The organism is Halopseudomonas sp. T1L2, from assembly GCF_055397385.1.
In genome coordinates this window covers 1,709,406-1,721,788 of record NZ_AP040865.1, presented here as the reverse complement: position 1 = coordinate 1,721,788, position 12,383 = coordinate 1,709,406, and the positions used below count along the sequence as shown (strand labels likewise).

The 12,383-nt window shown below is 60.9% G+C and carries 13 protein-coding genes; all 13 read left to right on the top strand.

Translation table 11 applies throughout. The annotated features are described in order from the left end of the window. Positions 1 to 45: 45 nt before the first annotated feature. On the top strand, positions 46 to 1,413 hold the full coding sequence (gene flhF / locus ACZ5WQ_RS07975; protein WP_285676313.1) for a flagellar biosynthesis protein FlhF: 1,368 nt from the start codon (positions 46 to 48) through the stop codon (positions 1,411 to 1,413). Between the two features lie 32 nt (positions 1,414 to 1,445). Continuing rightward, positions 1,446 to 2,273 carry a flagellar synthesis regulator FleN gene (gene fleN, locus ACZ5WQ_RS07970; protein ID WP_088273659.1) on the top strand — a complete coding sequence of 276 codons (828 nt, stop codon included), beginning with the start codon at positions 1,446 to 1,448 and terminating at the stop codon, positions 2,271 to 2,273. Further along, positions 2,270 to 3,007, top strand: a complete 738-nt coding sequence (locus ACZ5WQ_RS07965) for an RNA polymerase sigma factor FliA (protein WP_228246165.1) — start codon at positions 2,270 to 2,272, stop codon at positions 3,005 to 3,007. Before fleN ends, ACZ5WQ_RS07965 begins: the two co-directional genes overlap by 4 nt. Positions 3,008 to 3,228: 221 nt before the next feature. Beyond that, entirely contained in the window at positions 3,229 to 3,606 is a 378-nt protein-coding gene (locus ACZ5WQ_RS07960) for a chemotaxis response regulator CheY (protein WP_172409633.1), read from the top strand. A gap of 21 nt (positions 3,607 to 3,627) precedes the next feature. Next, a complete protein-coding gene (locus tag ACZ5WQ_RS07955) occupies positions 3,628 to 4,422 on the top strand; it encodes a protein phosphatase CheZ (RefSeq protein ID WP_464383533.1) in 795 nt (264 codons plus the stop codon). Between the two features lie 155 nt (positions 4,423 to 4,577). Continuing rightward, positions 4,578 to 6,836 carry a chemotaxis protein CheA gene (locus tag ACZ5WQ_RS07950; RefSeq protein WP_464383532.1) on the top strand — a complete coding sequence of 753 codons (2,259 nt, stop codon included), beginning with the start codon at positions 4,578 to 4,580 and terminating at the stop codon, positions 6,834 to 6,836. A gap of 125 nt (positions 6,837 to 6,961) precedes the next feature. Then, positions 6,962 to 8,083, top strand: a complete 1,122-nt coding sequence (locus tag ACZ5WQ_RS07945; RefSeq protein WP_088273664.1) for a protein-glutamate methylesterase/protein-glutamine glutaminase — start codon at positions 6,962 to 6,964, stop codon at positions 8,081 to 8,083. After that, positions 8,083 to 8,823, top strand: a complete 741-nt coding sequence (locus ACZ5WQ_RS07940) for a flagellar motor protein (RefSeq protein WP_088273665.1) — start codon at positions 8,083 to 8,085, stop codon at positions 8,821 to 8,823. Before ACZ5WQ_RS07945 ends, ACZ5WQ_RS07940 begins: the two co-directional genes overlap by 1 nt. A gap of 10 nt (positions 8,824 to 8,833) precedes the next feature. Next, on the top strand, positions 8,834 to 9,667 hold the full coding sequence (motD, locus tag ACZ5WQ_RS07935; protein ID WP_228246163.1) for a flagellar motor protein MotD: 834 nt from the start codon (positions 8,834 to 8,836) through the stop codon (positions 9,665 to 9,667). An 87-nt stretch (positions 9,668 to 9,754) separates the two neighbouring features. Beyond that, positions 9,755 to 10,549 (top strand): ParA family protein, encoded by a 795-nt coding sequence (locus ACZ5WQ_RS07930; RefSeq protein ID WP_088273667.1) that lies wholly within the window; start codon positions 9,755 to 9,757, stop codon positions 10,547 to 10,549. 101 nt (positions 10,550 to 10,650) lie between these two features. Next, positions 10,651 to 11,415 (top strand): CheW domain-containing protein, encoded by a 765-nt coding sequence (locus tag ACZ5WQ_RS07925; protein WP_269687037.1) that lies wholly within the window; start codon positions 10,651 to 10,653, stop codon positions 11,413 to 11,415. Positions 11,416 to 11,485: 70 nt separating this feature from the next. Continuing rightward, positions 11,486 to 11,965 carry a chemotaxis protein CheW gene (locus tag ACZ5WQ_RS07920; protein ID WP_088273668.1) on the top strand — a complete coding sequence of 160 codons (480 nt, stop codon included), beginning with the start codon at positions 11,486 to 11,488 and terminating at the stop codon, positions 11,963 to 11,965. 3 nt (positions 11,966 to 11,968) lie between these two features. Then, positions 11,969 to 12,379 (top strand): DUF2802 domain-containing protein, encoded by a 411-nt coding sequence (locus ACZ5WQ_RS07915; protein ID WP_228246161.1) that lies wholly within the window; start codon positions 11,969 to 11,971, stop codon positions 12,377 to 12,379. Positions 12,380 to 12,383 lie beyond the last annotated feature (4 nt).

Sequence of the window (12,383 nt, the reverse complement as noted above, 5' to 3'; positions counted from 1 at the left end):
CAGCAACCGCCAGCGGGCGGTGCCAGAAAAGCGACGAGGTCAGCCATGAAAGTCAAACGTTTCTTTGCCGCAGACATGCGCCAGGCGATGAAGCTGGTTCGCGATGAGCTGGGCGCTGATGCGTCGATCATCGCCAATCGCCGGGTGGCCGGTGGCGTTGAGCTGACCGCTGCGCTGGACTACGAGGCGCCCCGTCTGACGGCACCGACACCGGGTCTGGATGCTGAATTGAAAAAGACCCAGGAGCGCATCGTTGCCGCGCGCGCCGAGCTGGAGGTGGGCGAGATGGCCTCCCACGATCAGCCGCTGGTCAATCGTCAGCTGTTTGGTGACAGCATGCGCCACGCGGCTCGCCAGGGTTCTGTGGAGGCCCGTGATCTGCTGGATCGGCTGATTCAGGAGCCGGTTGAGCCGGCGGCGCCGGCTGCAGCCAGCCGGCCTGCTGCGGAGCGCTCGCCGGCGGCAGCGGCCGTTGAAGATGCCAGCCTCAGCGCCATGCGCGCCGAACTGGCCGGGCTGCGGGAAATGCTGGAGTCTCAGCTGGGGGGGCTGGCCTGGGGGCAGCTCAATCAGCACAAGCCGAAACAGGCCGGTCTCTGGCGCCGTCTGACCCAGATGGGCTTGCCGGCCGAGGTCAGTCAGGATCTGCTGCGTCAGGTTTCTGACGTGAGTGATCCGCGTCAGGCCTGGCGCATGCTGCTGGCCTATCTGGCGCATCGTGTGCCGGTGCTGCGCGAAGAGCCGCTCGATGCCGGTGGCGTGATCGCGCTGGTCGGCCCCACCGGTGCCGGCAAAACGACTACGCTGGGCAAGCTCGCTGCGCGTTACGTGCTCAAGCACGGCAGTCAGCACGTTGCTCTGGTCACCATGGACACCTATCGTATCGGCGCACACGAACAGTTGCGCACCCTGGGCCGTATTCTCAATGTGCCGGTCAAGGTGGTGGACGAGCAGCAGGATCTCAATGACGTGCTGGCCGATTTCGCCGGCAAGCGCCTGGTTCTGATTGATACTGCCGGCCTGCAGGCCAACGATCCCTACCTGCGCGGCCAGCTCGACACCCTGGCCAGTCAGGGGCGTCGGGTACGCAATCTGCTGGTGCTGCCGGCGACCAGCCAGCACCGGGTGATGAAAGCGGCCTACCATACTTACAAGGCGTGCGGTCTGTCGGGCTGCATTCTGACGAAAGTGGACGAGGCCGCAACGCTCGGTGAATCGCTGGGGCTGGCGATGGAGCAGGGTTTGCCGGTAGCCTATCTGGCAGATGGCCAGCGCATTCCCGACGATATCAGCCGCGCCGTCGGGCATCAGCTGGTGAGTCGTGCAGTTAGTATGGCAGGTAATGATGCGCCGGCAGATCAGACCATGGCCGACGTATTTGCCGGTATGATGAACAGCCAGCGGGCCAGTTAAGCAATTTCACAGGATTAAGGTAATCAGCGCAGATGGGCAGCAAACATCCGGTTCAGGTAATCGCGGTCACCGGGGGCAAGGGTGGCATCGGCAAGACCAACGTGTCGGTGAATCTCAGCCTTGCTCTGGCGGAGATGGGACGGCGCGTTGTGCTGCTCGACGCTGACCTTGGTCTCGCCAACGTTGACGTGCTGCTGGGGCTCAAGCCAAAGGCAACGCTGGCCGACGTGCTGGAGGGCAAGTGCGATCTGCGCGACGTTCTGGTCACCGGCCCCGGCGGTGTTCGTATTGTGCCGGCCGCCTCGGGTGCCGCCAACATGGTGAGCCTCAACCATCAGCAGCATGCCGGCCTGATTCAGGCGTTCAGCGAGATCGGTGACAATATCGACGTGCTGATCGTCGATACGGCGGCCGGCATTGGTGATTCGGTAGTCAGCTTTGTGCGGGCGGCGCAGGAGGTGCTCGTCGTGGTATGTGACGAGCCAACGTCGATTACCGATGCCTACGCCCTGATCAAGCTGCTCAACCGTGATTACGGGATGACCCGATTCCGCGTGCTGGCGAATATGGTCGGCACGCCGCAGGAGGGCCGCATGGTGTTTGCTAAGCTCGCCAAGGTGACGGATCGATTTCTTGACGTTGCACTTCAGTATGTCGGAGCCGTTCCGTTTGATGAGGCGGTGCGCAAGTCAGTGCAAAAGCAGCGCGCGGTGTTTGAAGCCTTTCCGCGCAGCAAGGCCTCGCTGGCAATTCGCGCCATTGCACAAAAAGTTGATGCCTGGCCGCTGCCGGCCAACCCGCGAGGACACCTGGAGTTCTTCGTCGAACGTCTGGTGCAACCGACAGGGTCTGGCCTATGACAGCACAGGCTGGCGGATTGAGCATGTATACACGAGCACAGAGTTCTCGCGGTGAGCAGGATCGACTCGTCGAGCAGTATGCGCCGCTGGTAAAGCGAATTGCCTACCACCTGCTGGGGCGGCTGCCGTCCAGTGTGCAGGTGGAGGATCTAATGCAAGCCGGTATGATCGGGCTGCTGGAAGCCTCCCGCAAATTCGACTTCGGCAAGGGCGCCAGTTTCGAAACCTATGCCGGCATCCGCATTCGCGGTGCGATGCTGGACGAGGTGCGCAAGGGCGACTGGGCGCCACGCTCGGTACACCGCAATACGCGGATGGTCAGTGATGCGATGCGCGCGGTCGAGGCGCGGCTCGGGCGTGACGCCAAGGATCACGAAGTTGCCGCCGAGCTGGAGATGAGCCTGGAAGAGTACTATACGATTCTCAGTGATACCGCCGGCAGCAAGTTGTTCAGCTTTGATGATCTGCTTGAGTCGGGTGCGCCGGCAGATGTGCAGGGCGGCGAGGAACCGGCGTCCGGGCTGCAGGATGAGCGTTTCAGAGCGGCTTTGATCGAGGCAATCGACACGTTGCCCGAGCGCGAGCGACTGCTGCTGTCGCTTTATTATGATGAGGAGCTTAACCTCAAGGAGATCGGCGCCGTGCTGGGTGTCAGTGAATCCAGGGTCAGTCAGTTGCACAGTCAATGTGCTGCTAGGTTGCGCTCGAAGCTGATGAGCTGGCGAAATGATTGATTTTGTCGTCAACATCCGGACAATGCTCGGATTGCTCGACAGGTAGTGGCTTCGGGCCGGACGTCCAGGTGGCGTTTTCGAGGGTGCATCCGATCAGCCTGCTGGCTTCCAGCTGATTGATCAGAGCTTCTTTTATGGCTTGATTGGTTATTTGCGATGGGTTTTTGGGGTGCAGGCCTGCACATTCCCTGGTTTGTACGGAGGTCGACTTGGACAAGAATATGAAAATTCTCATCGTTGATGATTTTTCGACGATGAGGCGCATCATCAAGAACCTGTTGCGCGACCTTGGGTTTACCAACACAGCCGAAGCCGATGACGGCAACACCGCGTTGCCGATGCTGCAGAGCGGCAGTTTCGATTTTCTGGTGACTGACTGGAACATGCCCGGCATGAGCGGCATTGACCTGTTACGCGCTGTGCGGGCCGACGAGCGGCTCAAGCACCTGCCGGTGCTGATGGTAACGGCCGAGGCCAAGCGAGATCAGATCATTGAAGCCGCGCAGGCGGGCGTCAATGGCTATGTGGTCAAGCCGTTTACGGCTCAGGCCTTGAAAGAAAAGATCGAAAAAATCTTTGAGCGAGTTCAGGCTAAATAATAATCAACCGGGGTACAGGTTATGGCTTTGAGTAAGGATCCCGGCCAGGCGACCGCTCAGGAATTCGAGCATTCGCTGAAGGACAATGCGCACCAGCTGGTTGGTCACCTTGAGAGCGGCAACTTCGGTGAAGCGTTGCTGGTCATTCATGCCATCAATCAGGCACGCGACCGTGGTCTTTATCACGAAGTGGGGCAGCTCACCCGCGCGTTGCACAATGCCATCGTCAATTTTCAGATCGACACGACCCACGCGCTGGGTGGTGACAACGATACTTCCAAGATATCCGATGCCTCTGACCGGCTGGACTATGTGGTTCAGCTGACCGACAAGGCGGCCAACCGGACCATGGATCTGGTCGAGGCCAGCGTCCCCAAGGTCGCTGATCTGGGGCAGCAGGCGAACGCCCTCAAGGCAGACTGGCAGCGGCTGCAGCGCCGGGAGATGGCGGCGGACGAGTTTCGCGACCTCTACCGCCGGGTAGGCGAGTTCCTTGAGCAGACCGAATCGACCAGCAAGGATCTGTCCACCAATCTGAACGATATTCTGCTGGCTCAGGACTATCAGGATCTGACCGGCCAGGTGATCAAGCGTGTGACTACGCTTGTGCATGATGTCGAAGAGAGCCTGGTCAACCTGGTCCGAATGGCGGGACAGGTCGACCGCATTACCGGCATCAATCATGGTGAATCTCCCGGGGACGGAAAAAAATCCTCCTCCAGGGGTGAAGGTCCGCAAATTCATGCCGATAAAAGGGAAGACGTTGTTTCCGGTCAGGATGAGGTTGATGACCTCCTTTCCAGCCTGGGATTCTGATGTCAGCTGTAACTGCCGCACGCTGAGCGCGCGGCCGGTCTGACTGCTCAAGGTCGCTGCCTGGCAGCAACGTTGAGTGACTGCGCAGCGCCGAGATGGAAATTCAAGGCGGCATTGCGTGGCCTTCCGATAACACGCCCGAGGGGAGTGGGTGCATGAGTTTCGATGCGGATGAAGAGATTCTCCAGGACTTTCTGGTCGAGGCCGGCGAGATTCTCGAGCAGTTGTCCGAACAGTTGGTCGAGCTGGAAAACCGGCCCGACGACATGGATCTGCTTAACGCTATCTTCCGCGGCTTTCACACCGTAAAGGGCGGGGCCGGCTTTCTCCAGCTGGATGCCCTTGTTGCCTGCTGCCATATCGCCGAGAACGTATTCGATATTCTGCGCAAGGGCGAACGTACCGTCACGCCCGAGTTGATGGACGTCGTTCTTCAGGCTCTGGACACGGTCAATGGCATGTTTGCCCAGGTGCGAGAGAGCGAGGAGCCGACTCCTGCTGCGCCTGCTCTGCTGGATGCGTTGGCCGCCCTGGCTCAGCCCGCATCGGCGGATGAGGCAACAAGCGAGCCGCCTGCTGCAGAAGCGCCTGAGCCGGAGCCCGAGGCTGGTCCGGCTGACGCTGCGGCACCTGCCGCTGCCGAGGGTGACATCACCGACGATGAATTCGAGCAGTTGCTTGACGCCCTGCATGGTGATGGCAGTGCGGCTGCCGCAGCCTCTGTTGCTGCTGCCCAGACAGCGTCCACCGCTGGCGCCGATGAGATCTCCGATGATGAATTTGAGGCCCTGCTGGATGAACTGCATGGCCCGGGCAAGGCGCCGGCAGCTGCGACAGGCAAGCCGGCAGCCGCTGAATCGTCCAAGCCGGCGTCTGACGGTGACGACATTACCGACGATGAATTTGAGGCGCTGCTTGACCAGTTGCACGGCAAGGGTGCTGCGCCGGGTGTCAAGGAAGCACCTGCTGCTGCACCGGAGACGTCGGCTGCCGACAGTTCCGATGACCATATCACTGACGACGAATTCGAAGCGCTGCTTGATCAGCTCCACGGCAAGGGTGCTGCCCCCGGTATTGCTGACGCCAAGGCCGACCAGTCCGAGGCTGCCAAGCCCGCTGCACAACCTGCTGCCAGCAAGCCGGTAACGCCCGCTGCGCCCAAGGCTGCAGCGAAGCCGGCGGCCAAGGCCGCAGCACCCGCACCCGCACCGGCCAAGTCGGCTGCGCCCGCCGAGGCGCCAGCGGCTGACACCACAGTGCGCGTCGATACCGCCCGGCTGGATGAAATCATGAACATGGTCGGTGAGCTGGTGCTGGTGCGTAACCGCCTGGTGCGTCTGGGTCTGGCCAGCGGTGATGAAGAGCTGGGCAAGGCCGTTGGCAACCTGGATGTGGTCACGGCCGACCTGCAGATGTCGGTCATGAAAACGCGCATGCAGCCGATCAAGAAGGTCTTCGGCCGGTTCCCCCGGGTTGTTCGCGATTTGGCGCGCAACCTCAAGAAGGAAATCAATCTTGAGCTGATTGGTGAAGAGACCGATCTGGACAAGAACCTGGTTGAGGCGCTGGCCGATCCGCTGGTGCACCTGGTGCGCAACTCGGTAGACCACGGTATCGAATTGCCGGACGAGCGCGAAGCCGCAGGCAAGCCGCGGACGGGCAAGGTGGTGCTGGCTGCGCAGCAGGAAGGTGATCATATTCTGCTGACCATCGTCGACGATGGTCGTGGCATGGACCCTGAAATCCTGCGGGCCAAGGCGGTCGAGAAAGGCATGATGGACAAGGACGCAGCGGACCGTCTCAGCGACTCCGAATGCTTCAATCTGATCCTCGCGCCGGGCTTCTCGACCAAAACGGAAATCTCCGACGTATCCGGCCGTGGTGTCGGCATGGACGTGGTCAAGACCAAGATCTCCCAGCTCAACGGCACGATCAGCATCGAGTCGACCAAGGGGCAGGGCTCGCGGATCGCAATCAAGGTACCTCTGACCCTGGCCATCATGCCGACCCTGATGGTCATGCTGGCCGACCAGGCGTTCGCGCTGCCGCTGGTCAGCGTCAACGAGATCTACAGCCTCGACCTGTCCCGCACCAACGTGGTGGACGGTCAGGAGGTGATCATCGTGCGCGAGAAAGCCTTGCCGCTGTTCTATCTCAAGCACTGGCTGATGCCGGGAGTGGAAGATACCAGCGATCATTCGGCGGCCAGTGTGGTGATCGTGTCGGTGGGTACCCAGCGTGTCGGCTTTGTGGTCGATCAACTGGTTGGTCAGGAAGAGGTGGTCATCAAGCCGCTCGGGCGTATGCTGCAAGGTACCGCCGGAATGGCTGGGGCAACCATTACTGGCGACGGTCGTATTGCCCTGATTCTGGATATTCCGAGCCTGCTCAAGCGTTATGCGCGACGCATGTGATAGCCTGCTGCGGGGCGCGCCGCGCGTCCCTCAAAGGCTTAAGCAAGTGTTGTCTGCGGGAAGCTGCAAGCCCGCCAAAACAGTTATGAATCAGTTCATGTGCAGGACGCAGGTCAGGAGAGGGTATGGCGGTTAAGGTTCTGGTGGTCGACGATTCGGGTTTCTTTCGCCGCAGGGTGACGGAGATTCTGGCCGGCGATCCGCAAATCCAGGTAGTCGGTACTGCCAACAATGGTCGTGAGGCCATCGAGCAGACATTGGCGCTGCACCCGGATGTGATCACCATGGACTACGAGATGCCGGTCATGGACGGCATTGAAGCCGTCCGGCAGATCATGCAGCGCTGTCCGACGCCGGTGATCATGTTCTCCTCGCTTACCTACGAGGGTGCCCGCGTCAGCCTGGATGCGCTTGACGCCGGTGCGGCCGATTATCTGCCGAAAAACTTCGAGGACATTTCGCGCAACCCTGACAAGGTGCGTCAGATGCTGTGCGAGAGGGTTACCGCCCTGGCCCGAACCAACCGTCGCTCGCTCGGTCTGCACTCCACCCCGTCGCCCGCTGCTGCCCCCGCACCCGGGCTGGCCTCGCGCCCGGCTTCGGGCTTGTCGAGCAGTGCCCCTGCGCGCCCGACCGCTGCACCCGCACCGTCGGCACCGGTGAAAAACAGTCCGGCCCCGCGCAAGCGGAGCTACAAGCTGGTGGCCATTGGTACCTCGACCGGGGGGCCGGTGGCGCTGCAGAAAGTACTGACCCAACTGCCGGCGAATTTTCCTGCTCCGTTGCTGCTGGTCCAGCATATGCCGGCTGCCTTCACCAAGGCGTTCGCCGAGCGGCTGGACAAGCTGTGCCGGATTTCCGTCAAGGAGGCTGAGGACGGCGACGTGCTGCGTCCCGGCCGGGCGCTGCTGGCACCGGGGGGTAAGCAGATGATGGTGGATTCGCGTGGCGTTGTGCGCATTCTGCCCGGTGATGAGAGATTGAACTACAAACCGTGTGTGGATGTGACCTTTGGTTCGGCCGCCAAGGCTTTCCAGGATAAGGTGCTGGCGGTGGTTCTTACCGGTATGGGGGCTGATGGTCGTGAGGGCGCACGCATGCTCAAGCAGGCCGGCAGTTCGGTCTGGGCCCAGGACGAAGCCAGCTGCGTGATCTACGGTATGCCGATGGCTGTTGCCAAGGCTAATCTGGCTGATGGCATCTATAACCTGGATGAAATCGGTCGTTACCTGGCTGAGCTCAGCTGATGGATATCCTTAGCGTCATCGGCGTCATTCTGGCGTTTGTCGCTATCATCGGTGGTAACTACCTCGAAGGTGGTCACGCTACCGCGCTGCTCAACGGTCCGGCAGGCCTGATCGTCATTGGTGGCACCCTGGGTGCTGCATTTATCCAAACGCCGCTTACCGTGTTCAAGCGGGCGCTGGCGATTCTGCCCTGGATCATCTTCCCGCCGGCCAACCGCATGCGTGAGGGTATCAGCCAGGTTATCAACTGGAGCACCATCGCGCGCAAGGAAGGGCTGCTCGGGCTGGAAAGCATGGCCGAGCTGGAGCCTGACAACTTTGCCCGCAAGGGCTTGCAGCTGCTGGTTGACGGCAGCGAGCCCGAAGCGCTGCGCAGCATCATGGAAGTCGATCTGGTCAACAAGGAACACGGCGATCTGATGGCGGCCAAGGTGTACGAATGCATGGGCGGCTATGCGCCGACCATTGGTATTATCGGGGCGGTGATGGGGCTTATTCATGTGATGGGCAATCTCGCTGATCCGTCGCGGTTGGGTGCCGGCATTGCGGTTGCCTTTGTTGCCACCATCTACGGCGTGGCGCTCGCCAACCTGTTCATGCTGCCGGCTGCTGCGAAGCTCAAGGCGGTGGTTCTGCAGCAGTCCAAATACCGCGAAATGCTGCTCGAAGGCCTGATGTCGATCGCCGAGGGCGAGAATCCGCGGTCGATCGAAATGAAGCTTGAGGGCTTTCTGGATTAGAGGTTGAACGATGCGCCGATCCAGACCGGAAGAGCATGAGAATCACGAGCGCTGGCTGGTGTCCTACGCGGACTTCATCACGCTTCTGTTCGCCTTTTTCGTTGTCATGTACTCCATCTCCTCGGTCAACGAGGGCAAGTACAAGGTGTTATCCGATACGCTGGTCGGTGCCTTCAACCAGCCGCAGCGCTCGGTTGACCCGATTCAGATCGGCTCGGAACTGCCGCGCGGTATTACCCGCGAGAACAATGACGCTATCGGTGCTGGCAGTCCTGACGGCACCAGTGACGCCTTGCAGGATATCACCGCAGCGATGGAAGCGGCCTTCGGGGATCTCATCCAGTCCGGTGAGCTGGAGGTCCGTGGCAACGAGATGTGGGTCGAGATCGAGCTGAGTTCGGGGTTGCTGTTTCCCAGCGGCGATGCGCTCCCGCTGGATGCCGCCTTTGATCTGATTGACCGGATCGCGGCCATTCTCAAACCCTATGACAATCCGGTGCATGTGGAAGGCTTTACCGACAACATTCCGATTCGCTCTGGTCGCTATCCGACCAACTGGGAGCTTTCTGCCGCGCGGGCGGCCAGTGTGGTGCGCATGCTCAGCAATGGCGGAGTCAACCCTGACCGGCTGGCTGCGGTAGGCTATGGTGAATTCAGGCCTGTTGCCGATAACACGACGGCGGCTGGCCGCAGGGCCAATCGTCGGGTGGTGCTGCTGGTATCTCGTTATCTTGACACTCGGCACGAGCAAATCGCTGAACCTGACGAGCGTATTGATGTGATGCGTGAAGCGCGCACGCCGTTGCCTTCTGGCACGGCTCCTGCATCGGACGCTCTGCAATAGGTAAAACAGACGGCGGGCTGTCAGAATGTTGGCGTTTCATTATTTTTGCGGGATGCGCAGTGGTTCCGGCATCCTCGGAGGCAGGGTATGAGAGTCTGGGCTGTAGCCAACCAGAAGGGCGGGGTGGGCAAGACCACGACAGCCGTCGCGCTGGCGGGCCTGCTTGCAGATCAGGGCCAGAAGGTATTGGTCGTGGATCTCGACCCGCACGGCTCGATGACCAGTTATTTCGGCCAGGATCCCGACCAGCTGACCAGCAGCGTTTTCAATCTGTTTCAGCACAACGGGCAGGTGCCCGAGGGGCTTGCGGCGGCATTGCTTAAAGAGACCTCGCATCCGAATATCGGTCTGTTGCCCTCAAGCACCTCGCTGGCGACCCTGGAGCGTCAGTCGGCCGCGCAGGGCGGGTATGGTCTGGTGATCTCGCGAGCGCTGGCGCAACTGTGGAACGACTACCAGTTCGTCATTATCGACAGTCCGCCACTCCTCGGCGTGTCGATGATCAATGCACTGGCGGCGTGCGAACAACTGATTATTCCGGTACAGACCGAGTTCCTGGCACTCAAGGGGCTTGAACGGATGGTGCATACCCTCAACATGGTCAACCGCTCGCGCAAGCAGGCGTTGCCCTACACCATCGTGCCCACGCTGTTTGACCGCCGTACCCAGGCGTCACTCAATACCTTGCGGCTGCTGCGTCGCGACTACGCGGAGCATCTGTGGCAGGCGTACATTCCGATTGATACGAAACTGCGCGACGCCAGCCTTGCGGGCGTGGTGCCATCGCAGCTTGATCAGAATGCCCGTGGGGTGCTGGCTTACCGGGCGTTGCTGCGGTTTTTGCTGGCCCAGTCGCTCAATCGCCGTGAGCAGGTGGCGTGAGAACGGGCTGCCGGGTTCGCTAATGCTTTGCCTTGGCGCGCCGATAACCAATACAGGCCGTTACCTATGGGGTGACGGCAATGCGAGACGATCTGGTTGTTATGAGTAAACCCTTGTTGCCGGTTCAGGAGTTCGTGCCCGAGCAGACCATTCAGCATTATCTGGATGCCCTGCTGCAGGATGCGGCTGATGAGCTGGCCCGTGCCGAACAGGAAAGTCTTGCGCCGGCTCCGCAGCCTGAGGTTGCCGAGCCGACGCCGCTGCGAGTGCTGGAAAAATCGGAGCCTGATCGGCCTGTGGCCAGGCCTGCGCCGCCGGTGGTGGCGGCGCGCGAAGAGCCCGATCCGATCGCCGCCGAACCTGTACCGCCGGCCAGGTCAGCGCCGCAGTGGCGGGAACAGCCTTTCGAGGCGCTGCTGTTTGATGTTGGCGGGCTCAAACTGGCGGTGCCACTGGTGCTGCTGGGTACCATTTACCCGCTGGAAGATGAAATTACCCCGCTGTTCGGTCAGCCGGACTGGTTTCTCGGTATCCTCGCCACCCAGGCCGGCAATATCAAGGTGCTGGACACGGCGCGCTGGGTCATGCCCGAGCGCTACACGCCGGAGCTCAAGGACAGCCTGTCCTTTGTGATCTCGGTTGAAGGTTACGACTGGGGTATGGCCGTGCACGGCGTACAGCAGTCGATTCGGCTCGCGCCGGAACAGATCAAATGGCGCTCACAGCAGGGCAAGCGACCCTGGCTTGCGGGTACCGTGATTGATCACATGTGTGCGCTGCTGGATGTGTCTGCGCTGGCCGAGCTGATAGTGGGTAACGCAGGCTCTGCTGCGGCTGGTAATGCCGCGGCGCCAGCATTAGGATGAGCGGGTAGGGTGGCGTTGCCGAGTGACGCGCTCGAGCCCTGGACTTAAATGATGATCGGGAAGCAAGACAATGAAGAATAATTCGGGACAAGGTGCTGAAGATCCGATCCTGCAATGGGTGACCTTCCGGCTCGACAACGAGACCTACGGCATCAATGTTATGCAGGTGCAGGAAGTACTGCGACACACCGAGATCGCCCCTGTGCCGGGTGCGCCCTCCTATGTGCTGGGGATCATCAACCTGCGTGGCAATGTGGTGACGGTTATTGATACCCGTCAGCGCTTTGGCCTGAGCCCGGCTCCCATCACCGATAACACTCGCATCGTGATCATCGAGGCAGACAAGCAGGTTGTCGGCATCCTGGTCGACAGCGTGGCCGAGGTGGTGTACCTGCGTCAGTCCGAGATCGAGACGGCGCCGAATGTGGGTACGGATGAGTCGGCCAAGTTTATTCAGGGCGTCTGCAACAAGAACAACGAGCTGCTGATTCTGGTCGATCTCGAGAAGATGATGACCGAGGACGAGTGGGCAGAATTGTCGGGATTCTGACAGATGAATGAGCCCTGGCTGCTGCTGGTGGTGGGCGGTGTGGTCGGCCTGTTGCTGGCCGCGCTGGTCGGCCTCATTGCCCTGTTCGTCCAGGTGCGTCGCCTGCCGACTCTGCAGCAGCAACTGGACGTTCGATTGCAGGCGCGGATGGACCAGCTGGCACGGGATCTTGCCACCTTCCAGCAGGGCAGTATACGCATGGGGGAAGAGCTGACTGCACTGCGCCAGCAGGTCAAGCGACTCGAAGACAAGCAGCTCAAGCTTGAGCAGCAGGACCCCCAGGCGATGCCCTATAACCAGGCCGCCAGGCTGGTTGGCATGGGCGCCAGTATTGAAGATCTGACCCAATCCTGCGGTCTGTCCAAGGCCGAGGCCGAACTGTTCGTCAAACTGCACGCCTCCCGCCAGGGCTGACCTG

Excerpts from the sequence above, each read along its gene's own strand:
- flhF (WP_285676313.1), top strand. The coding sequence starts at position 46 with ATGAAAGTCAAACGTTTCTTTGCCGCAGACATGCGCCAGGCGATGAAG.
- fleN (WP_088273659.1), top strand. The coding sequence starts at position 1,446 with ATGGGCAGCAAACATCCGGTTCAGGTAATCGCGGTCACCGGGGGCAAG.
- ACZ5WQ_RS07965 (WP_228246165.1), top strand. The coding sequence starts at position 2,270 with ATGACAGCACAGGCTGGCGGATTGAGCATGTATACACGAGCACAGAGT.
- ACZ5WQ_RS07960 (WP_172409633.1), top strand. The coding sequence starts at position 3,229 with ATGAAAATTCTCATCGTTGATGATTTTTCGACGATGAGGCGCATCATC.
- ACZ5WQ_RS07955 (WP_464383533.1), top strand. The coding sequence starts at position 3,628 with ATGGCTTTGAGTAAGGATCCCGGCCAGGCGACCGCTCAGGAATTCGAG.
- ACZ5WQ_RS07950 (WP_464383532.1), top strand. The coding sequence starts at position 4,578 with ATGAGTTTCGATGCGGATGAAGAGATTCTCCAGGACTTTCTGGTCGAG.
- ACZ5WQ_RS07945 (WP_088273664.1), top strand. The coding sequence starts at position 6,962 with ATGGCGGTTAAGGTTCTGGTGGTCGACGATTCGGGTTTCTTTCGCCGC.
- ACZ5WQ_RS07940 (WP_088273665.1), top strand. The coding sequence starts at position 8,083 with ATGGATATCCTTAGCGTCATCGGCGTCATTCTGGCGTTTGTCGCTATC.
- motD (WP_228246163.1), top strand. The coding sequence starts at position 8,834 with ATGCGCCGATCCAGACCGGAAGAGCATGAGAATCACGAGCGCTGGCTG.
- ACZ5WQ_RS07930 (WP_088273667.1), top strand. The coding sequence starts at position 9,755 with ATGAGAGTCTGGGCTGTAGCCAACCAGAAGGGCGGGGTGGGCAAGACC.
- ACZ5WQ_RS07925 (WP_269687037.1), top strand. The coding sequence starts at position 10,651 with ATGAGTAAACCCTTGTTGCCGGTTCAGGAGTTCGTGCCCGAGCAGACC.
- ACZ5WQ_RS07920 (WP_088273668.1), top strand. The coding sequence starts at position 11,486 with ATGAAGAATAATTCGGGACAAGGTGCTGAAGATCCGATCCTGCAATGG.
- ACZ5WQ_RS07915 (WP_228246161.1), top strand. The coding sequence starts at position 11,969 with ATGAATGAGCCCTGGCTGCTGCTGGTGGTGGGCGGTGTGGTCGGCCTG.